30 protein-coding genes are annotated in these 20,105 nt (G+C 39.8%); all 30 read left to right on the top strand.

From position 1 onward, the window contains the following. Window positions 1-66: 66 nt before the first annotated feature. The gene (locus ACIQXI_RS17290) at window positions 67-315 is read left to right on the top strand and encodes a ribosomal L7Ae/L30e/S12e/Gadd45 family protein (protein ID WP_402927310.1); all 249 of its coding nucleotides are present in this window, start codon (window positions 67-69) and stop codon (window positions 313-315) included. Between the two features lie 98 nt (window positions 316-413). Further along, window positions 414-833 (top strand): 30S ribosomal protein S12, encoded by a 420-nt coding sequence (gene rpsL, locus ACIQXI_RS17285; protein WP_010860613.1) that lies wholly within the window; start codon window positions 414-416, stop codon window positions 831-833. A 146-nt stretch (window positions 834-979) separates the two neighbouring features. Continuing rightward, complete coding sequence (gene rpsG, locus ACIQXI_RS17280) at window positions 980-1,450, top strand: 30S ribosomal protein S7 (RefSeq protein ID WP_024364378.1); 471 nt, start codon at window positions 980-982, stop codon at window positions 1,448-1,450. A gap of 42 nt (window positions 1,451-1,492) precedes the next feature. Beyond that, entirely contained in the window at window positions 1,493-3,571 is a 2,079-nt protein-coding gene (gene fusA / locus ACIQXI_RS17275) for an elongation factor G (protein WP_402927309.1), read from the top strand. Between the two features lie 136 nt (window positions 3,572-3,707). Then, the gene (gene tuf / locus ACIQXI_RS17270; protein ID WP_401012524.1) at window positions 3,708-4,895 is read left to right on the top strand and encodes an elongation factor Tu; all 1,188 of its coding nucleotides are present in this window, start codon (window positions 3,708-3,710) and stop codon (window positions 4,893-4,895) included. A gap of 100 nt (window positions 4,896-4,995) precedes the next feature. Continuing rightward, window positions 4,996-5,679 (top strand): response regulator, encoded by a 684-nt coding sequence (locus ACIQXI_RS17265; RefSeq protein ID WP_402927550.1) that lies wholly within the window; start codon window positions 4,996-4,998, stop codon window positions 5,677-5,679. Then, window positions 5,680-6,702: a sensor histidine kinase gene (locus ACIQXI_RS17260; RefSeq protein WP_402927308.1), complete on the top strand. Its 1,023-nt coding sequence runs from the start codon at window positions 5,680-5,682 to the stop codon at window positions 6,700-6,702. 96 nt (window positions 6,703-6,798) lie between these two features. After that, window positions 6,799-7,560 (top strand): ABC transporter ATP-binding protein, encoded by a 762-nt coding sequence (locus ACIQXI_RS17255; RefSeq protein WP_402927306.1) that lies wholly within the window; start codon window positions 6,799-6,801, stop codon window positions 7,558-7,560. Continuing rightward, window positions 7,550-9,529, top strand: a complete 1,980-nt coding sequence (locus ACIQXI_RS17250; protein WP_402927304.1) for an FtsX-like permease family protein — start codon at window positions 7,550-7,552, stop codon at window positions 9,527-9,529. Before ACIQXI_RS17255 ends, ACIQXI_RS17250 begins: the two co-directional genes overlap by 11 nt. Window positions 9,530-9,708: 179 nt before the next feature. Next, complete coding sequence (locus ACIQXI_RS17245; RefSeq protein ID WP_402927303.1) at window positions 9,709-11,025, top strand: Na+/H+ antiporter family protein; 1,317 nt, start codon at window positions 9,709-9,711, stop codon at window positions 11,023-11,025. A gap of 367 nt (window positions 11,026-11,392) precedes the next feature. Further along, on the top strand, window positions 11,393-11,701 hold the full coding sequence (gene rpsJ / locus ACIQXI_RS17240) for a 30S ribosomal protein S10 (RefSeq protein WP_004233624.1): 309 nt from the start codon (window positions 11,393-11,395) through the stop codon (window positions 11,699-11,701). A 46-nt stretch (window positions 11,702-11,747) separates the two neighbouring features. Then, window positions 11,748-12,377: a 50S ribosomal protein L3 gene (gene rplC / locus ACIQXI_RS17235; RefSeq protein WP_402927301.1), complete on the top strand. Its 630-nt coding sequence runs from the start codon at window positions 11,748-11,750 to the stop codon at window positions 12,375-12,377. Between the two features lie 26 nt (window positions 12,378-12,403). Continuing rightward, window positions 12,404-13,027: a 50S ribosomal protein L4 gene (rplD, locus tag ACIQXI_RS17230; protein WP_402927299.1), complete on the top strand. Its 624-nt coding sequence runs from the start codon at window positions 12,404-12,406 to the stop codon at window positions 13,025-13,027. Next, the gene (gene rplW, locus ACIQXI_RS17225; protein WP_036205532.1) at window positions 13,027-13,311 is read left to right on the top strand and encodes a 50S ribosomal protein L23; all 285 of its coding nucleotides are present in this window, start codon (window positions 13,027-13,029) and stop codon (window positions 13,309-13,311) included. Before rplD ends, rplW begins: the two co-directional genes overlap by 1 nt. A gap of 47 nt (window positions 13,312-13,358) precedes the next feature. Beyond that, window positions 13,359-14,189, top strand: coding sequence for a 50S ribosomal protein L2 (gene rplB / locus ACIQXI_RS17220; RefSeq protein ID WP_173479256.1), 831 nt, complete (start codon window positions 13,359-13,361; stop codon window positions 14,187-14,189). Window positions 14,190-14,249: 60 nt separating this feature from the next. Beyond that, the gene (gene rpsS / locus ACIQXI_RS17215; protein ID WP_004233637.1) at window positions 14,250-14,528 is read left to right on the top strand and encodes a 30S ribosomal protein S19; all 279 of its coding nucleotides are present in this window, start codon (window positions 14,250-14,252) and stop codon (window positions 14,526-14,528) included. Window positions 14,529-14,550: 22 nt separating this feature from the next. Further along, a complete protein-coding gene (gene rplV, locus ACIQXI_RS17210; protein WP_004233639.1) occupies window positions 14,551-14,895 on the top strand; it encodes a 50S ribosomal protein L22 in 345 nt (114 codons plus the stop codon). A gap of 3 nt (window positions 14,896-14,898) precedes the next feature. Continuing rightward, window positions 14,899-15,552, top strand: a complete 654-nt coding sequence (rpsC, locus tag ACIQXI_RS17205; RefSeq protein WP_024364367.1) for a 30S ribosomal protein S3 — start codon at window positions 14,899-14,901, stop codon at window positions 15,550-15,552. Between the two features lies 1 nt (window position 15,553). Beyond that, the gene (gene rplP / locus ACIQXI_RS17200) at window positions 15,554-15,988 is read left to right on the top strand and encodes a 50S ribosomal protein L16 (RefSeq protein WP_010860599.1); all 435 of its coding nucleotides are present in this window, start codon (window positions 15,554-15,556) and stop codon (window positions 15,986-15,988) included. Beyond that, the gene (rpmC, locus tag ACIQXI_RS17195; protein ID WP_004233646.1) at window positions 15,978-16,178 is read left to right on the top strand and encodes a 50S ribosomal protein L29; all 201 of its coding nucleotides are present in this window, start codon (window positions 15,978-15,980) and stop codon (window positions 16,176-16,178) included. The genes rplP and rpmC overlap by 11 nt, the downstream gene beginning before the upstream one ends. An 18-nt stretch (window positions 16,179-16,196) precedes the next feature. Beyond that, window positions 16,197-16,460, top strand: coding sequence for a 30S ribosomal protein S17 (gene rpsQ / locus ACIQXI_RS17190; protein ID WP_402927298.1), 264 nt, complete (start codon window positions 16,197-16,199; stop codon window positions 16,458-16,460). Between the two features lie 43 nt (window positions 16,461-16,503). Beyond that, window positions 16,504-16,872, top strand: coding sequence for a 50S ribosomal protein L14 (rplN, locus tag ACIQXI_RS17185; RefSeq protein WP_004233650.1), 369 nt, complete (start codon window positions 16,504-16,506; stop codon window positions 16,870-16,872). Window positions 16,873-16,907: 35 nt separating this feature from the next. After that, complete coding sequence (gene rplX, locus ACIQXI_RS17180) at window positions 16,908-17,216, top strand: 50S ribosomal protein L24 (protein WP_004233652.1); 309 nt, start codon at window positions 16,908-16,910, stop codon at window positions 17,214-17,216. Window positions 17,217-17,245: 29 nt separating this feature from the next. Beyond that, on the top strand, window positions 17,246-17,785 hold the full coding sequence (rplE, locus tag ACIQXI_RS17175; protein WP_402927296.1) for a 50S ribosomal protein L5: 540 nt from the start codon (window positions 17,246-17,248) through the stop codon (window positions 17,783-17,785). Between the two features lie 22 nt (window positions 17,786-17,807). Beyond that, on the top strand, window positions 17,808-17,993 hold the full coding sequence (locus tag ACIQXI_RS17170; protein ID WP_004233656.1) for a type Z 30S ribosomal protein S14: 186 nt from the start codon (window positions 17,808-17,810) through the stop codon (window positions 17,991-17,993). A 29-nt stretch (window positions 17,994-18,022) separates the two neighbouring features. Then, the gene (gene rpsH / locus ACIQXI_RS17165; protein WP_008181717.1) at window positions 18,023-18,421 is read left to right on the top strand and encodes a 30S ribosomal protein S8; all 399 of its coding nucleotides are present in this window, start codon (window positions 18,023-18,025) and stop codon (window positions 18,419-18,421) included. 30 nt (window positions 18,422-18,451) lie between these two features. Then, window positions 18,452-18,991, top strand: coding sequence for a 50S ribosomal protein L6 (gene rplF, locus ACIQXI_RS17160; RefSeq protein WP_402927294.1), 540 nt, complete (start codon window positions 18,452-18,454; stop codon window positions 18,989-18,991). Window positions 18,992-19,023: 32 nt separating this feature from the next. Further along, window positions 19,024-19,383 (top strand): 50S ribosomal protein L18, encoded by a 360-nt coding sequence (rplR, locus tag ACIQXI_RS17155; protein WP_402927292.1) that lies wholly within the window; start codon window positions 19,024-19,026, stop codon window positions 19,381-19,383. Between the two features lie 21 nt (window positions 19,384-19,404). Next, on the top strand, window positions 19,405-19,908 hold the full coding sequence (gene rpsE / locus ACIQXI_RS17150; protein ID WP_024364362.1) for a 30S ribosomal protein S5: 504 nt from the start codon (window positions 19,405-19,407) through the stop codon (window positions 19,906-19,908). 13 nt (window positions 19,909-19,921) lie between these two features. Then, the gene (gene rpmD / locus ACIQXI_RS17145) at window positions 19,922-20,104 is read left to right on the top strand and encodes a 50S ribosomal protein L30 (RefSeq protein ID WP_049662869.1); all 183 of its coding nucleotides are present in this window, start codon (window positions 19,922-19,924) and stop codon (window positions 20,102-20,104) included. The last annotated feature ends 1 nt before the right edge of the window (window position 20,105 follow it).

Genomic DNA, 20,105 nt, shown 5'->3' with positions numbered 1-20,105 from the left:
GGAAATTGATAATGATAATATATTGAAGGTTGATAGTTAACTGTCTGAACTTCGGAGGATATGAAAATGTCTTATGATAAAGTAAAGGCTAGTCAAACAATCATTGGTACAAAGCAAGCAGTAAAAGCAATGCAAGCTGGTTTAGTGAAAGAGCTTTTCGTGGCACTTGATGCAGACAATTGGGTAACCGATTCGGCCATATCTTTCGCGAGAGAAATCGGTATACCAGTTATTCTTGTCGAGTCCAAAAAGGAACTAGGCAAAGCCTGTGGAATCCATGTTGGAGCTGCAGTAGTTGCTATTGCTGTAGATTAGTTTTTGTGTATAAAACACAAAGACTTTGTTTTTACCCAAAAAATGAACCACCTGGATGTGTGGTATTAACAAGGAATAAATGAAGGGAGGAAATACCGATGCCTACAATTAACCAATTAGTACGTAAGCCTCGTCAATCTAAAATCACGAAATCAAAATCACCAGCGTTAAACAAAGGATATAACTCATTTAAAAAATCTTTAACTGATGTTAAATCTCCACAAAAACGTGGTGTTTGTACTCGTGTAGGTACAATGACACCTCGTAAACCAAACTCAGCGTTACGTAAATACGCTCGTGTGCGTTTAACTAACCAAATTGAGGTTACAGCTTATATCCCAGGTGAAGGCCACAACTTACAAGAGCACAGTGTTGTTCTTATCCGTGGCGGACGCGTAAAAGACTTAGCGGGTGTTCGTTACCATATCGTACGTGGTGCTCTTGATACAGCTGGTGTAAACGGTCGTTTACAATCACGTTCTAAATACGGAACAAAACGCCCTAAAGAAAAAAAATAATTTAACACGTTAAGTGTTAATGCTTACTGAGTCTCATGTAGCTATCACTAATTTCTAATCATGCTAGCTGATTTGAAATAAGTGATGTCTACTAGAAGGCAAAGTTACTAAAATAAATCGATAATTATTCGAAAGGAGGAAAACACATGCCTCGTAAAGGTCCTGTTTCCAAACGTGACGTGTTACCAGATCCAATTTATAATTCAAAACTAGTAACTCGTTTAATCAATAAAATGATGGTTGATGGTAAAAGAGGTACTTCTCAAAAGATTTTATACGGTGCGTTCGAATTAGTTAAAGAACGTTCTGGTGAAAATCCAATTGAAGTATTCGAAGCTGCTCTAAACAACGTAATGCCAGTTCTTGAAGTACGCGCTCGCCGTGTGGGTGGTTCTAACTACCAAGTACCGGTTGAAGTACGTCCAGAACGTCGTACAACTTTAGGTCTTCGTTACCTAGTTAACTACTCTCGTCTTCGTGGTGAAAAAACTATGGAAGAGCGTTTAGCTAACGAAATTTTAGATGCTTCTAACAACACTGGTGCATCAGTTAAGAAACGTGAAGATATGCACAAAATGGCAGAAGCGAACAAAGCATTCGCTCACTACCGTTGGTAATCTAAACATAGCATAAGCCCAATATGGAAGGAGAAATACCTAATGAAACGCGAATTCTCTCTAGAGAATACTCGTAATATTGGGATCATGGCTCACATTGATGCTGGTAAAACAACAACAACTGAGCGTATCCTTTATTACACAGGTAAGATTCACAAAATCGGTGAAACTCATGAAGGCGCTTCTCAAATGGACTGGATGGAGCAAGAGCAAGAACGTGGTATCACTATCACTTCTGCTGCGACAACAGCTCAATGGGCAGGCCACCGTGTAAACATCATCGATACTCCTGGACACGTAGACTTCACTGTAGAAGTAGAGCGTTCTTTACGCGTACTTGACGGTGCTGTAACAGTTCTAGATGCTCAATCTGGTGTTGAGCCACAAACTGAAACTGTATGGCGTCAAGCTACAACTTACGGTGTTCCACGTATCGTATTCATTAACAAAATGGATAAAACAGGTGCAGATTTCTTGTATTCAGTAGGTACTCTACATGAACGTTTACAAGCAAACGCTCACCCAATCCAATTACCTATCGGAGCTGAAGATCAGTTCTCTGCTATCATTGACTTAGTTGAAATGAAAGCAACTTTCTACGGCGACGAAAAAGGTACTGCAGTAACTGAAGGTGAAATTCCTGAAGAACACCGCGAAATGGCTGAAGAATACCGTGAAAAATTAATCGATGCTGTTGCAAGTGTTGATGAAGAAATCATGGAAAAATATTTAGAAGGCGAAGAAATCACTGTAGCTGAGCTTAAAGCGGCTATCCGTCGTGCTACAATTGCAGTAGAATTCTACCCAGTAATCTGTGGTACAGCATTCAAACACAAAGGCGTACGCCCAATGTTAAATGCAGTTATCGATTACTTACCATCTCCAGTTGATGTACCAGCAATCAAAGGTACTTCAGTTGATGGTGACGAAGAGTTAGAACGTAAATCTTCTGATGAAGAGCCATTCTCAGCTCTTGCATTCAAAGTTATGACTGACCCATTCGTAGGTAAATTAACTTTCTTCCGTGTGTACTCTGGAACATTAGATGCAGGTTCATACGTACAAAACTCTTCTAAAGGTAAACGTGAACGTGTAGGTCGTATCCTACAAATGCACGCTAACTCTCGTGAAGAGATTTCTAAAGTATTCGCTGGGGATATCGCAGCAGCAGTAGGTCTTAAAGATACTACTACTGGTGATACACTTTGTGACGAGAAACACCTTGTGATTCTTGAATCAATGGAATTCCCTGAACCAGTAATTTCTCTTTCTGTAGAACCAAAATCAAAAGCTGACCAAGATAAAATGGGTCAAGCTTTACAAAAACTTCAAGAAGAGGATCCAACTTTCCGTGCTCACACTGACACAGAAACTGGACAAACAATCATCTCAGGTATGGGTGAGCTTCACCTTGATATCTTAGTTGACCGTATGCGCCGTGAATTTAAAGTAGAAGCTAACGTAGGTGCTCCAATGGTATCTTACCGTGAAACATTCCGTAGCTCTGCAAAAGTTCAAGGTAAATTCACTCGCCAATCTGGTGGTCGTGGACAATATGGTGACGTAACGATTGAGTTCTCTCCAAATGAAGAAGGTAAAGGCTTTGAATTCGAAAACGCTATCGTTGGTGGTGTAGTACCTCGTGAATACATTCCTGCAGTTGAAGCTGGTCTTCGTGACTCTCTTGACCGCGGTGTAGTAGCTGGTTACCCACTAATCGACATTAAAGCGAAATTAGTATTCGGTTCTTACCATGACGTTGACTCGAATGAGATGGCGTTCAAAATCGCAGCTTCTATGGCTCTTAAAGAAGCAGCAAAACAATGTGATGCTGTAATTTTAGAACCAATGATGAAAGTAGAAGTTGTAATTCCTGAAGAGTACCTTGGTGATATCATGGGTAACATTACATCTCGTCGCGGACGTGTTGAGGGTATGGATGCTCGCGGTAACTCTCAAGTTGTTCGTGCAATGGTTCCACTTTCGGAAATGTTTGGTTACGCAACAACTCTTCGTTCAGCAACACAAGGTCGCGGTGTATTCTCTATGACATTTGATCACTATGAAGAAGTACCAAAATCAATTGCTGCTGACATTATCAAAAAAAATAAAGGTGAATAATTGAATTTTCATCTTGCATAAAGTATAACTAATTTGTAAGCTATGATTGCAGGATAGAGGATGGGCCCGTTCTCTATCAGCATTCATTCTATAAATTTTAAAAATAAAACATACAATTTCGAGGAGGCAATCTCTAATGGCTAAAGAAAAATTTGACCGTTCAAAAACGCATGCTAACATTGGTACAATCGGACACGTTGACCATGGTAAAACAACTTTAACTGCTGCAATCGCTACAGTTCTTTCTAAAAAAATGGGTGGTACAGCTAAATCATACGCTGATATCGACAACGCTCCAGAAGAAAAAGAACGTGGTATCACAATCAACACTTCTCACGTTGAATATGAAACAGAAACTCGTCACTATGCACACGTTGACTGCCCAGGACACGCTGACTATGTTAAAAACATGATCACTGGTGCTGCACAAATGGACGGCGGTATCTTAGTAGTATCTGCTGCTGACGGCCCAATGCCACAAACTCGTGAACACATCCTTTTATCTCGTCAAGTAGGTGTTCCATACTTAGTAGTATTCATGAACAAATGTGATATGGTAGACGACGAAGAATTATTAGAATTAGTAGAAATGGAAATCCGTGACCTACTATCTGAATATGACTTCCCAGGCGACGATATTCCTGTAATCAAAGGTTCTGCTCTTAAAGCTCTTGAAGGCGAACCAGAATGGGAAGAAAAAATCGTTGAATTAATGGACGCTGTAGACTCTTACATCCCAACTCCAGAACGTCAAACTGACAAACCATTCATGATGCCAGTAGAGGACGTATTCTCTATCACTGGTCGTGGTACAGTTGCAACTGGCCGTGTTGAACGTGGTCAAGTTAAAGTTGGTGACGTAGTTGAGATCGTAGGTATCGCTGAAGAAGCTAAATCTACAACTGTAACTGGCGTTGAAATGTTCCGTAAATTATTAGACTACGCTGAAGCTGGTGACAACATCGGTGCATTACTTCGTGGTGTAGCTCGTGAAGATATCCAACGTGGTCAAGTATTAGCTAAACCAGGCTCAATCACTCCACACACAAACTTCAAAGCTGAAGTTTACGTTTTATCTAAAGAAGAGGGTGGCCGTCATACTCCATTCTTCTCTAACTACCGTCCTCAGTTCTACTTCCGTACAACTGACGTAACAGGTATCTGTAACTTACCAGAAGGCGTTGAAATGGTAATGCCTGGTGATAACATCGAAATGACAGTAGAACTTATCGCTCCAATCGCTCTTGAAGAAGGTACTAAATTCTCTATCCGTGAGGGTGGCCGTACTGTAGGCGCTGGTGTAGTAGCTACTATCCAAAAATAATTTTTAGCATATGCTAATTGTAAAACCAATCTGTAGGGACGCTTACAGATTGGTTTTTTATGTTAAAATAAAATGGTGAAGGGAGTGTATGCTAATGGAAATGAAGGTTTTGTTGATAGAAGATGATCCATCAATTTTTGCAATGATTCAGGAGCGTTTTGCGCAATGGACACTACAAGTAGTAGGACCTAGAGATTTTCAAAAGGTGATGGATGATTTTATAGGAGAGAAGCCTCAACTAGTATTAATTGATATTCAATTACCAGCCTATGATGGCTTCCATTGGTGCCGTGAAATACGCCATATTTCAAAGGTACCCATTCTCTTTCTATCCTCCCGCGATCATCCAATGGATATGGTGATGGCAATGCAAATGGGGGCGGATGATTTTATCCAAAAACCTTTCCATATGGAAGTATTACTTGCGAAAGTACAAGCCATTTTACGCCGTACCTATGACTATGTAGAAGAAGCAATGGATGTTATCCGCTTTAATGGAGCTGTAGTCGATTATGCACGTAGCGAGATTATGTTTAACGGGCAACTCGTATCATTAACTAAAAATGAATTGTTTATTTTGCGGATTCTATTGGAAAAAGCTAATCAAATCGTTTCAAGAGAAGATTTAATGAGGAAGTTATGGGATGACGAGCGATTCGTCAATGATAATACTTTGTCGGTCAATGTGAACCGTTTACGGACAAAGCTAGAGGATATTGGCTTACAAGAAGTCATTGTGACCAAAAAGGGACTTGGCTATATAGCCGTAACACAGGTGTCGTAAATGAAAATGCCATTATTGTTTTTAAGAGAACGGCTTGCTTGGATTGGCTTTTTTGTTTTCCTTATTCTTATCCTTAACGTTTTATTTTCTTTAGATGTTGGCTTAGTCGGTGTTTCTATTTGGTATTTAAATATCATTATGGTCGTTACGTTTACTTTATTTTTAATGTGGCGCTATATAAGAGAAATTGGTCAGTTGAGAGATTTCCTGGGAAATGTAGATAGTCAACTTGACGAACCCCACACTCGTAGTTTAGCATTATCACCATTTCAAGTGGCATATTACAAAAAAATTGAAGATGTCCTCTATGACAAGGATGCAGAATTAAATAATGCGAAGGTACAGCTGCAGGAATATTCAGATGAGCTCCTTGCTTGGGTACATGAAGTGAAGGCTCCGTTAACGACGATTAATTTAATGTTGGAGCATATTGAAGATCTAACTTTGCGAAGGAAACTCGAGGCGGAATGGTTGAGGCTTCATCTATTAGTTGATCAGCAATTACATCAAACACGCTTAGCTTCCATTGAAAAAGATAATTATTTAACAGAAATTGAGCTACGAACAGTTGTCTATAAAGAAATTCGGGCAATGCAAGCTTGGTGTTTAGAAAAGGATATTGGCTTCGACGTAGGAGAATTAACGGAAGTAGTCCTGACTGATACTAAATGGAGCGCGTTTATAGTAAGGCAACTGCTATCAAATGCTATAAAGTATAGTCCGAAAAACAGTGAGGTTTTTATTTTTACTGAAGTTGATGCATCAGGGGCAACAGTACTACATATTAAGGATAATGGTATAGGTATTCGTAAAGAGGATTTACCGCGAATTTTTCACAAGTCGTATACAGGCACAGCAGGGAGAGAATCTGCACAGTCAACAGGAATGGGCTTGTATTTAGCACAAAAAATTGCACACAAAATCGGCGTTCGTATTAGTGTACAATCTGTTGTAGATGAAGGCTCGATATTTACCCTGCGATTTCCTTTACAAAATGACTATACCAAGCTAACAGGTAGATGACGAAATTGTCACCTACCTTTTTATATTGTCATGTAAATCGCACGAAATGATTCGCTAGACAAGGTACACTTGTAGTATAGAAAGGGGCGTTACATGATGGCAGTGTTAATTGGACGTAAAGTAAAAAAAGTTTATGGAAAAAAGTCAACGGCGCAAGAGGTGCTGAAAGGTATAGATTTAGAAGTAAATGAAGGGGAATTTGTAGGCATTATGGGTCCGTCAGGCTCTGGCAAAACGACACTACTAAATGTTTTATGTTCTATAGATTTTGCAACGGAAGGAGTTATTGAAATAAATGGCCAAAGCTTACGTGGTATGAAGGAGAAGGCATTGGCGAATTTCCGACGTGAGCAGCTCGGATTCATATTCCAAGATTATAATCTATTGGACACATTGACGGTTAAAGAAAATATATTATTGCCGTTAGCGATTGGTATATTACCAAAAGCTGTGGCTGAAAGCCGTGTGAAGGAGCTAACCTATCTACTCGGTATTGCAGATATTTTAAATAAATATCCGAATGAAATATCAGGTGGTCAAAAGCAGCGAACATCTGCTGCTCGAGCGTTAATTACAAATCCATCGATGGTATTTGCCGATGAGCCAACAGGTGCACTTGATTCCAAATCAGCAACAGCACTGCTGAAAAATCTACAAAGTATTAATGAAACAAAAAAAGCGACGATTATGATGGTCACACATGATGCGGTGGCAGCAAGCTTCTGTACGCGTGTGCTGTTTTTAAAAGACGGGTTAATTTATAGTGAGCTGTATAAAGGTGATAAAACAAGACAGGCCTTTTTCCAAGAAATTATGCATACGCAAAGTGTGCTAGGCGGTGATGGTTATGAGTCTTAGTAAGCTTGTATTGCGAAGCATGAAGAAAAATATGAAGCATTATTATTTATACTTTTTCGCACTCATTTTTAGTGTGACACTCTATTTTTCTTTTGTGACATTAGAATATAATGGCGAAGTTTTCGATACTGTTCAAAAGAGTGGTACGGCGTCAGCCGGGTTTAAAGCTGCAACTTATATTTTGTACTTTATCATTTTATTTTTCGTGTTGTATGCAAACCATTTATTTATGAAACGTCGCAGTAAAGAAATTGGCTTATATCAGTTAATAGGTATGACAAAGGGCTTGATTGTACGATTACTGGCTTTAGAAAGCATGTTATTATTTGTAGGCGCTGTTTTGATAGGCATGCTCGTCGGCTTCTTTAGCTCGCGCCTAATCGCAATGATTTTATTACGTATACTTGAAAAAGAAACGCTTGTAACGATGACTTTCAGTACACAAGCATTAAAGCAATCCATGATCGTCTTTGCTATTTTATTAGTAGTAGTGTTAATACAAATGACGTGGATGATTCATCGTGTATCGCTTTTATCGTTATTTAGTGCGGCTAAGCAAGCTGATGAGCGAGTAAAACGATTTAGTCCACTACAAATGATTATTGGCTTTTTAGGGCTTGTCTCCATTGCTTATGGCTATTATGCTTCAACAAAACTGTTTGATATTAATACCGCAGGTAATCTATTTTTAAATATGATGATTATTTTAGCTACTACCATAGGTGGAACGTTCCTCGTTTTCCGTTTCTCCGTAGCGTTTATTATGAATACAGTGCGTTTAAAGAAAAATGGTCATTTATCTGTCCATGATGTCTTAGCCTTAACGCCCATTATGCATCGCATGAAAAGTAATGCTAAATCATTGACGCTTATTACCGTATTAACAGGTGTATCACTTGGCGTAACAACCTTATCATATATTTCGTATTATTCTTCAGCGGCGACAGCCTATAGCCAAGTACCTGGAGATTATATTTTACATGAAGATCAAGGTCAGGACTTTTTAATTAAGTTAAAGGACAATAATATAGCTTTTGACAAGGTAGAGTATCGCTTACAAGGTGTCACAGCTTCCATTGCCCAATTAATGGCTGATGCACATCAAGAAAGCCCTTTTGCGAATCTAGAAGGAACAATTTATACGATTCCGCTTTCGGATTATCAACAACGTTCACCACAAGCATCCATATCGGGTAACGATGTTATATTAACGAACTACGGTGGCTATATGGCTGAGATGTTTCCTTTAAAAAAAGATCGGGATTTAGTAGTATCGGCAGGTGAACTGCAAGAAACATTGCATGTGAAAGCGATTGTTGATGAAAGTATTATTGGTGGAACGATTACGGCTGGAGGTGGGGGACCGATTTTTGTAGTGTCAGATGCATTGTTTAACAAGCTATCTACGCAAGCAAAGCTTTTCCCTTGGCATAAACAAACTGCTATTACGCTAAAATCAAAGTCAGACCTTGCGCTAGCTGAGCAATTATATAAAGAATCAAGCGCAAATGTTGTATCCATTATAGATACAGATGGTACTAGCCAAAATTACAAAGTCGATTCTTTTGAAGCTGAGCGAAAAAATAATATTGAATCACTTGGCTTATCAATTTTTACAACTGCATTTTTAGGGTTAGCATTTTTAACGACTACAGGTAGCATTCTGTACTTCAAACAAATGTCTGAAGCAGAAGAGGAACGTGGAGCATATACGATTTTAAGAAAAATTGGCTTTTCAGAAAGAGATATTATGAAGGGTATCTTTATGAAACAAGCATTTAATTTCGGTGTGCCATTGTTGATTGGACTACTTCATAGTTATTTCGCGGTGAAATCTGGATGGTTTTTATTTGGGTCGGAGTTAGCTGCGCCATTATGGATTGCGATGTGCTGCTATATTGCGTTGTATGCTATTTTTGCAGTCTTGTCAGTTGGCTATTACAAAAAAGTGATCAGAGAATCACTATAGACATTTAAATAGGTAGAAACTCTAAACAGTGTGATCTTATATAGGTCATGCTGTTTTTTTGTAACGCCAAGGGATTGGTGGCAGTTTTTTGAAAACTATATAAACTGCTTGACTTTCGTTTATTAGAATATTAAAGTTTAACATATTAACAATCTAGTGTGTGAAAGTGAAGTGTCTTTATGAATGCGGTAATTGTGGCAGTAGCTGTCATGTTAATATTAAGTTTGCTTCGAATTAATGTAGTGCTTTCGCTAGTGTTAGGTGCCTTTGCTGGGGGCTTAACAAGCGGCATGGGGATTCAAGCGACTGTTGAATCATTTACAGAAGGATTGGGTGCAGGAGCTACTATCGCATTAAGCTACGGCTTACTTGGCGGCTTTGCTATAGCAATCTCCAAAACAGGAATACCGGAGCTCGTGATTTCTCGTATGCTGAACCTATTAAATAAAAATAGCTCAAGTAATAGGAGAGGCTTAGTAAAGGTATTAATATTCCTTCTTATATTTATGATGGCGATTTTCTCTCAAAATTTAATCCCCATCCATATTGCTTTTATTCCATTGCTAATACCACCTATTCTAAAGGTTTTAAATATGCTTGAAGTAGACCGAAGAATAATTGCTACATTAATTGCGGTCGGTTTAATTGGTACGTATAGTTTTGTGCCTGCTGGCTTCGGTGCGATCTTCCAAGAGATCGTGTCAACACAAGTAACAAATGCCGGAATGGTTGCCAAAGCAAGTGATGTGCCAGCAGCAATGGCGATTCCCATCTTCGGTATGCTCGTTGGTTTAGCTATAGCATTCTTTGTATATCGCAAGCCACGCAAATATCAACAAAATGATATTGAAACAACAACATTAAATATCAATGTAAGTAAACCGGTTATTATCGCTACAATAATAGCATTAATTGTGTCGTTAGTAGCGCAAATTGGGACAGATTCCATGATTGTCGGTGCATTTGCCGGCATTATGATAATGTATTTCACAGGGGCTCTCAAATGGCGAGAGGCAGATGAGATTCTATCAGAAGGTATGAAAATGATGGCGTTCATTGGCTTTGTCATGATTGCGGCAAATGGATTTGCATCGGTTATTAATGCAACGGGTGATGTTGATAGTTTAATTACAAACTCTTTATCGTTCCTGCAAGGCAATAAAAGCTTAGCAGTATTCATTATGTTAGTAATCGGTTTAATTGTCACAATGGGCATAGGTTCGTCATTTGCCACAGTACCAATTATCGCAACATTATTTGTTCCATTAGCACAAGGTTTAGGAATGAGCCCATTAGCTATACTTTGTTTAATCGGAACAGCAGGTGCCTTAGGTGATGCAGGGTCACCAGCTTCAGATTCAACGTTAGGGCCAACAGCTGGTTTAAACGTCGATGGTCAACATAATCATATTTGGGATACATGTGTGCCCACATTTACCTTTATCAATATTCCACTTGTTATTTTCGGTTGGATTGCATGTGTGTTCTTCCTATAACGTTAGTAAGCAGTTTCTAAATTTAGAGACTGCTTTTATAATGCAAAAGCAGCCACAGTAATTATTGAAAATGTCAGAAAACGTTGGTGTTATCAGGTTATGTGTTGCAAAATGTTTAGAAATTATATATACTAGTAAACGGCTTAAATAAGCGAGAAATATTAGTAGTAAAGAAAATCTACAACGTTTAAAAGAATTTAGCGAAAAGACTTGCTTATTCTTTTTTTATTGTATATAATGTTGAATGTTGGTCTTTGACTGCGATGAAACGAGAGGTTGCCGACACACCCGGCCGCTTTGCCATGGCGGTGCGTTGGAAAATTTTCGTGGAGAATGTCTAGAAAATAGGCGAGAAGGAGGGAAAATAATGGCAAAACAAAAGATTCGTATTCGTTTAAAAGCGTATGATCACCGTATTTTAGATCAGTCTGCTGAGAAAATTGTGGAGACTGCAAAACGTTCAGGTGCAAGTGTATCAGGTCCGATTCCACTTCCAACTGAGAAGTCTGTGTACACAATTCTACGTGCTGTTCACAAGTACAAAGATTCTCGTGAACAATTCGAGATGCGTACGCATAAACGTCTGATCGATATCGTTAACCCAACACCACAAACTGTTGATGCGTTAATGAAACTTGATTTACCATCTGGCGTTGATATCGAAATCAAACTTTAATGGTAAAAACAATATAACTTTTTAAAACTTACAGGAGGTGTGACAAATGGCTAAAGGAATCTTAGGTAGAAAAATTGGTATGACACAAGTTTTCGCTGAAAACGGAGATTTAATCCCGGTAACAGTTATCGAAGCTACTCCAAACGTAGTTCTTCAAAAGAAAACTGTTGAAACTGACGGCTACGAAGCAATCCAAGTTGGTTTCGAAGATAAGCGCGTTAAGCTTTCTAACAAACCAGAACAAGGTCACGTAGCAAAAGCGAATACTGCTCCTAAGCGCTTCATTCGTGAATTCCGCAACGTGAACGTTGGAGAATACGAAGTTGGTCAAGAAGTCAAAGTAGAAATTTTCGCAGAAGGCGATGTAATTGATGTAACAGGAGTTACTAAAGGTAAAGGTTTCCAAGGTGTTATTAAACGCCACGGACAATCTCGTGGTCCTATGGCCCACGGTTCTCGTTACCACCGTCGTCCTGGTTCAATGGGTCCAGTTGCTCCGAACCGCGTATTCAAACAAAAGAAATTACCTGGTCAAATGGGTGGCACAGTAGTTACAATCCAAAACTTAGAGATCGTTAAAGTTGATGCAGAGCGTAACCTACTACTTGTTAAAGGTAATGTTCCTGGTTCTAAAAAAGCTCTAGTTACAGTTAAAACTGCAATTAAAGCTAACTAATCACTTCAAGAAAGGAGGAAACAGGAATGACAAAAGTATCTGTACTTAGTCAAACAGGTGCTTCAGTTGGTGAAATCGAGTTAAACGAAGCGATCTTCGGAATCGAGCCAAATGAAGCAGTATTATTCGACGCAGTAGTTGCACAACGCGCTTCTCTACGTCAAGGTAATCATAAGGTTAAAAACCGTTCTGAAGTTGCTGGTGGTGGTCGTAAACCATGGCGTCAAAAAGGAACTGGTCGTGCTCGACAAGGTTCTATCCGTTCTCCACAATGGCGCGGCGGTGGTGTGGTATTTGGTCCAACTCCACGCAGCTATTCTTATAAATTACCTAAAAAAGTTCGTCGTTTAGCTCTTAAATCAGCTTTATCAGCTAAAGTTGTAGAACAAAACTTCTTAGTTCTTGATGCTCTTACACTAACAGCACCAAAAACAAAAGAATTCACAAAAATTCTTAAAGATCTTTCTTTAGAGAAAAAATCTTTATTCGTAACTGCTGACCTAGATGAAAACGTAGCATTATCTGCTCGTAACATCCCTGGTGTAACAGTTTTAACTGCAAACGGAATCAACGTTCTTGATCTATTAGGTCACGACAAAGTTGTATTCACTAAGTCTGCAGTAGAAAAAGTTGAGGAGGTGCTTGGATAATGGAAGCACGTGATATTTTAAAACGTCCGGTCATTACTGAGCGTTCTTCAGAACTTATGGCAGAGAAAAAGTATACTTTCGAAGTAGACACTCGCGCTAACAAAACTCAAGTAAAAGACGCTGTAGAAGAAATCTTTGGCGTAAACGTTGAGAAAGTAAACGTTCTTAACTACAAAGGTAAATTCAAACGCGTTGGCCGTTACGGTGGTTACACTAACAAACGTCGTAAAGCGATTGTTAAACTAACTGCGGACAGCAAAGACATCGAATTATTCGAAATGTAATCCTTTAGGGATTTATGATTTGAACAATCAAGAAGGAGGGAAACACAATGGCGATTAAAAAGTATAAACCTACCTCTAATGGTCGTCGTAATATGACGTCTTTAGACTTTGCGGAAATTACAACTAACAAGCCTGAGAAATCATTGCTTGAACCAACTAAACGCAAAGCTGGTCGTAACAACCAAGGTAAAATCACTGTTCGTCATCATGGTGGTGGTCATAAGAAGCAATACCGTGTCATCGATTTCAAACGTATTAAAGATGGCATTCCAGCGAAAGTTGCTACTATTGAATATGATCCAAACCGTTCTGCGAATATCGCATTAATCAACTACGCTGATGGAGCAAAAGCTTACATCTTAGCACCAAAAGGTCTAGAGGTTGGTCAAACAATCGTTTCTGGTCCAGATGCTGATATTAAAGTAGGTAACACATTACCATTAGCAAACATTCCAATGGGTACAACAATCCATAACATCGAGTTAAAACCTGGTAAAGGTGGACAATTAGTACGTTCTGCTGGTACTTCTGCGCAAGTACTTGGTCGTGAAGACAAATACGTAATCGTTCGTCTACAATCTGGTGAAGTACGTTTAGTTCTTGCTACTTGCCGCGCAACAATCGGTCAAGTTGGTAACGAACAACACGAACTAGTACACATCGGTAAAGCAGGTCGTAGCCGTTGGTTAGGTAAACGCCCAACTGTTCGTGGTTCTGTAATGAACCCTAACGATCACCCACACGGTGGTGGTGAAGGACGTTCTCCAATCGGACGTAAATCACCAATGACTCCTTGGGGTAAACCAGCTCTTGGTTACAAAACTCGTAACAAGAAAAACAAATCGGATAAATTCATCATCCGTAGTCGTAAAAAATAAAGTGGTTAAACTACGGTTCTATGGGAGAGCCGTGGTGGAATCACGGAGGGAGGTTCCTACATGGGTCGCAGTTTGAAAAAAGGACCTTTTGTCGATGACCACTTAATGAAAAAAGTGGAAGCGCAAGAGGCTTCTGAGAAGAAACAAGTTATTAAAACTTGGTCTCGCCGTTCTACAATCTTCCCGAACTTCATCGGACTAACAATTGCTGTATATGATGGACGTAAACATGTTCCTGTATACGTAACAGAAGATATGGTAGGCCACAAACTTGGTGAATTCGCGCCGACACGTACTTATAAAGGTCACGGTGCAGACGACAAGAAAACAAGACGCTAATTTTGAGAGGAGGTAAATCCTAATGACACAAGCTAAAGCTATCGCTCGCACAGTACGTATCGCTCCTCGTAAAGTTCGTCTAGTTGTAGACTTAATCCGAGGTAAGCAAGTAGGTGAGGCAGTTGCAATTTTACGTCATACTCCAAAAGCGGCGTCTCCAGTCGTTGAGAAAGTATTAAAATCTGCAGTTGCTAATGCTGAGCACAACTACGATCTTGACATCAACTCTTTAGTAGTTTCTGAAGTATTCGTTGATGAAGGTCCAACATTAAAACGTTTCCGTCCACGTGCACAAGGACGTGCAAGCGCAATTAACAAACGCACAAGCCACATCACTTTAGTGGTATCTGAGAAGAAGGAGGGTTAATCCGTGGGTCAAAAAGTACATCCAATAGGACTGCGCGTTGGTATTATTCGTGACTGGGAGTCAAAATGGTACGCTGAAAAAGACTATGCAACTCTACTTCACGAAGACATCAAAGTGCGTAAATATATTGAAACGGCTCTTAAAGACGCTTCTGTTTCTAAAGTTGAAATCGAACGTGCTGCAAACCGTGTAAACATTACAATTCACACTGCTAAACCAGGGATGGTAATCGGTAAAGGTGGTACTGAAGTTGAAAATCTTCGTAAATACCTTGGCGAATTAACTGGTAAACGTGTACACATCAACATTATCGAAATTAAACGTGCTGATCTTGACGCTCGTCTAGTAGCTGAAAATATCGCTCGTCAATTAGAAAACCGTGTTTCTTTCCGTCGTGCGCAAAAGCAATCGATCCAACGCACAATGCGCGCTGGTGCAAAAGGAATTAAAACACAAGTATCTGGTCGTTTAGGTGGCGCTGATATCGCGCGTGCTGAACACTATAGTGAAGGAACTGTTCCACTTCATACTCTACGTGCTGACATCGACTATGCACACGCAGAAGCTGACACTACTTACGGTAAATTAGGCGTTAAAGTATGGATCTACCGTGGTGAAGTTCTTCCTACGAAGAAATCTGTGGAAGGAGGCAAATAATATGTTATTGCCTAAACGCGTAAAATACCGTCGTGAACACCGCGGAAACATGCGTGGCGAAGCGAAAGGCGGTAAAGAAGTATCTTTCGGCGAATGGGGCTTACAAGCTCAAACAGCTAGCTGGATTACTAACCGTCAAATCGAATCTGCACGTATCGCGATGACTCGTTACATGAAACGTGGCGGTAAAGTTTGGATTAAAATCTTCCCGCACAAACCTTACACGAAAAAACCTCTAGAAGTCCGCATGGGTTCTGGTAAAGGTTCTCCTGAAGGTTGGGTAGCAGTTGTTAAACCAGGAAAAGTTATGTTCGAAATCGCTGGTGTATCTGAAGAGATCGCACGTGAAGCACTTCGTTTAGCATCACATAAGCTTCCTGTGAAATGTAAGATCGTAAAACGTCAAGAAACTGGTGGTGAATCTAATGAAAGCTAATGAAATCCGTGACCTTGCCACTTCTGAAATTGAATTAAAAGTGAAATCACTGAAAGAAGAGCTTTTCAACCTTCGCTTCCAATTGGCGACTGGTCAATTAGAAAACACAGCTCGTATTCGTGAAGTGCGTAAAGCAATCGCGCGTATGAAAACTGTTATTCGTGAAAGAGAAATCAGTGCAAATAACTGATAAAGGAGGTTTTCAAGTATGACTGAGCGTAATCAACGCAAAGTTTACACGGGCCGCGTCGTTTCAGATAAAATGGACAAAACAATTTCTGTTTTAGTTGAAACTCACAAAAAGCACAAGCTTTACGGTAAACGTGTAAAGTACTCTAAAAAGTTTAAAGCTCATGATGAGCAAAACGAAGCGAAAATCGGTGATATCGTACGTATCATGGAAACTCGCCCGCTATCAGCTACTAAACGTTTCCGTCTAGTTGAAGTTGTAGAAAAAGCGGTTATTATTTAATAACTAATTCGGAACAACCAATTTCCGAAGGGAGGTAACCTAAGTGATCCAACAAGAAAGTCGTATGAAAGTTGCTGACAACTCAGGTGCACGTGAAGTTCTTACAATTAAAGTGCTTGGTGGCTCTGGCCGTAAAACTGCTAACATCGGTGATATCGTTGTTTGTACAGTTAAGAAAGCAACACCAGGTGGCGTTGTCAAGAAGGGTGACGTTGTTAAAGCTGTTATCGTTCGTACTAAATCAGGCGTACGTCGTAAAGACGGAACTTACATCAAATTTGATGAAAATGCTTGTGTTATTATTCGTGATGATAAATCACCACGCGGAACTCGTATTTTCGGACCTGTTGCACGTGAATTACGTGACAGCAACTTCATGAAAATCGTTTCTCTAGCTCCAGAAGTTCTTTAATTTCATGACAGTGCCAATCAAGGAGGTGCGACAGCATGCATGTAAAAAAAGGTGACAAGGTTAAGGTTATCACTGGTAAGGACAAAGGCAAAGAAGGAGTAATCCTAGCTGCTTTCCCTAAACAAGACCGCGTTCTTGTTGAAGGTGTTAATATCGTGAAAAAACACGTTAAACCTAACCAATTGAATCCACAAGGTGGGATTGTAAGCCAAGAGGCTGCAATTCACGTTTCGAACGTAATGCTAATCGATCCTAAATCTGGCGAGCCGACTCGTGTAGGTTATAAAATCGAAAACGGTAAAAAAGTTCGTGTTGCAAAAAAATCAGGTGCAGTAATCGACTAACTAGTAAATAAAAGAAGGGAGGTACACACATGAGCCGCCTAAAAGAAAAATATTTAAATGAAGTTTCACCAGCTCTTATGAGCAAATTTGGATATAAATCAGTTATGCAACTTCCTAAAGTTGATAAAATCGTTATCAACATGGGTGTTGGCGATGCAGTTCAAAACTCTAAATCTTTAGATGCAGCAGTTGAAGAATTGACAATTATCACTGGTCAAAAACCAGTAGTAACTAAAGCGAAAAAATCGATCGCAGGTTTCCGTCTACGTGAAGGTATGCCTATCGGTGCTAAAGTTACATTACGCGGTGAGCGTATGTATGAATTCTTGGATAAATTAATCGCAATCGCACTACCTCGTGTACGTGACTTCCGTGGTGTTTCTAAAAAAGCATTCGATGGTCGCGGTAACTACACTCTAGGTGTTAAAGAGCAATTAATTTTCCCAGAAATCGATTACGATAAAGTTTCAAAAGTACGCGGTATGGACATCGTGATCGTAACGACAGCGAACTCTGACGAAGAAGCTCGCGAGTTATTGACACAATTCGGTATGCCGTTCCAAAAGTAATTTAATTAAGGAGGGCGAAAACGTGGCTAAAAAATCTATGATCGTTAAACAACAACGTAAGCAAAAGTTTAAAGTGCAAGAATATACACGTTGTGAACGCTGTGGTCGTCCACACTCAGTATATCGCAAATTCAAACTTTGCCGTATTTGTTTCCGAGAACTTGCATATAAGGGACAAATTCCTGGCGTGAAAAAAGCCAGCTGGTAATCCCCTAATTTGGGAAGGAGGTAAATGTAATGACAATGACTGATCCGATTGCAGATATGCTAACTCGCATTCGTAATGCGAACATGGTTCGTCACGAGAAGTTAGAAGTACCAGCTTCCAACGTGAAAAAAGAAATCGCTGAAATTTTAAAGCGTGAAGGTTTCGTACGTGACGTAGAATACGTGGAAGACAACAAACAAGGTATCATCCGTATCTTCTTAAAATACGGTAAAGATAACGAACGTGTTATCACTGGCCTAAAACGTATTTCTAAACCTGGTCTACGTGTATATGCTAAAACAAATGAAGTTCCTAAAGTACTGAACGGTCTTGGTATCGCTTTAGTGTCAACTTCACAAGGTTTATTAACAGATAAAGAAGCTCGCGCTAAACAAGTTGGCGGCGAAGTTCTAGCATACGTTTGGTAATTAGCAATAAATGAATGGAGGTGCAACTAAATGTCTCGTGTAGGTAAAAAAATTATCGAGGTTCCAGCTAACGTAACAGTTACTGTCGCAGCTGACAACAATGTTACTGTTAAAGGTCCTAAAGGCGAACTTGTTCGTTCTTTCCACCAAGATATGAAAATTGAGCAAGAGGGTAACGTGATCACTGTATCTCGTCCTTCTGATTCAAAAGAACACCGCACAAACCACGGTACAACTCGTGCGCTTTTAGCGAACATGATTACTGGTGTTTCTGCAGGTTTCGAAAAATCATTAGAACTTATCGGTGTCGGTTACCGTGCGCAATTACAAGGTAAAAAGCTTGTACTTAACGTAGGTTACTCTCACCCAGTTGAGTTCACACCAGAAGATGGTCTTGAGGTAGAAGTTCCTTCTAACACAAAAATCATCGTTAAAGGTATCAGCAAAGAACGCGTTGGCGCTCTTGCATCTAATATCCGTGACGTTCGTCCACCAGAGCCGTACAAAGGTAAAGGTATCCGTTACGAAGGCGAATACGTTCGTCGTAAAGAAGGTAAAACAGGTAAATAATGCTGCTTAAGCATTAGAAAGGAGTGACCCTTGTGATTACGAAAAATGATAAAAATCAAGTTCGTAAAAAACGTCATGCGCGAGTTCGTTCTAAAATTTCGGGTACTGCTGAGCGTCCACGCTTAAACGTATTCCGTTCTAACAAGAACATCTACGCTCAACTTATCGATGACGTAGCAGGCGTAACACTTGTTAGCGCATCTTCTCAAGAAAATGGTTTTGAAGGTGCTGGTAACAACGTAGAAGCTGCATCAAAAATCGGTGAAACAATCGCGAAACGCGCTGCGGAAAAAAACATTACTGCTATTGTATTTGACCGTGGTGGTTACTTATATCATGGACGTGTTAAAGCTTTAGCTGAAGCTGCACGTGAGAACGGTTTAGAATTTTAATAAGAAGGAGGGACACATTTCATGAGTCGAATTGACGCAAACAAACTTGGAGAACTTGAAGAACGCGTAGTTACTATTAACCGTGTTGCTAAAGTTGTTAAAGGTGGACGTCGCTTCCGCTTCACAGCATTAGTTGTTGTTGGCGATAGAAACGGACATGTCGGTTTCGGTACTGGTAAAGCTCAAGAGGTGCCAGATGCTATCCGTAAAGCTGTTGAAGATGCGAAGAAAAACTTAATCGAAGTGCCACGTGTTGGTGGAACAACTCCACACTTAGTGCTTGGTCGCTTCGGTGCAGGAGAAATCTTAATTAAACCTGCTGCTCCTGGTACAGGGGTTATCGCTGGTGGTCCAGTACGTGCCGTACTAGAACTTGCTGGTATTACTGATATTCTTTCAAAATCACTTGGATCTAACACACCAATTAACATGGTGCGTGCTACTGTTCAAGGTTTAACTGAATTAAAACGCGTAGAGGACGTTGCAAAATTACGTGGCAAATCAGTGGAAGAAATATTAGGATAAGGGGGGAATAATAATGGCTAACAAATTAGAAATCACCCTTACAAAATCTGTGATCGGTTCTAAACCGGCACAACGTAAAACTATTGAAGCTCTAGGCTTACGTAAATTAAATCAAACTGTTGAGAAAGCTGATAATGCAGCTACTCGCGGTATGATTGATGTAGTAGCTCACTTAGTTACTGTAAAAGAAAATTAAT

Source organism: Lysinibacillus sp. NPDC097195 (assembly GCF_044762075.1).
Lineage (GTDB): Bacteria > Bacillota > Bacilli > Bacillales_A > Planococcaceae > Lysinibacillus.
Note: the sequence above shows the minus strand (reverse complement) of the source record. Positions and strands in the feature narration are given on the sequence as shown.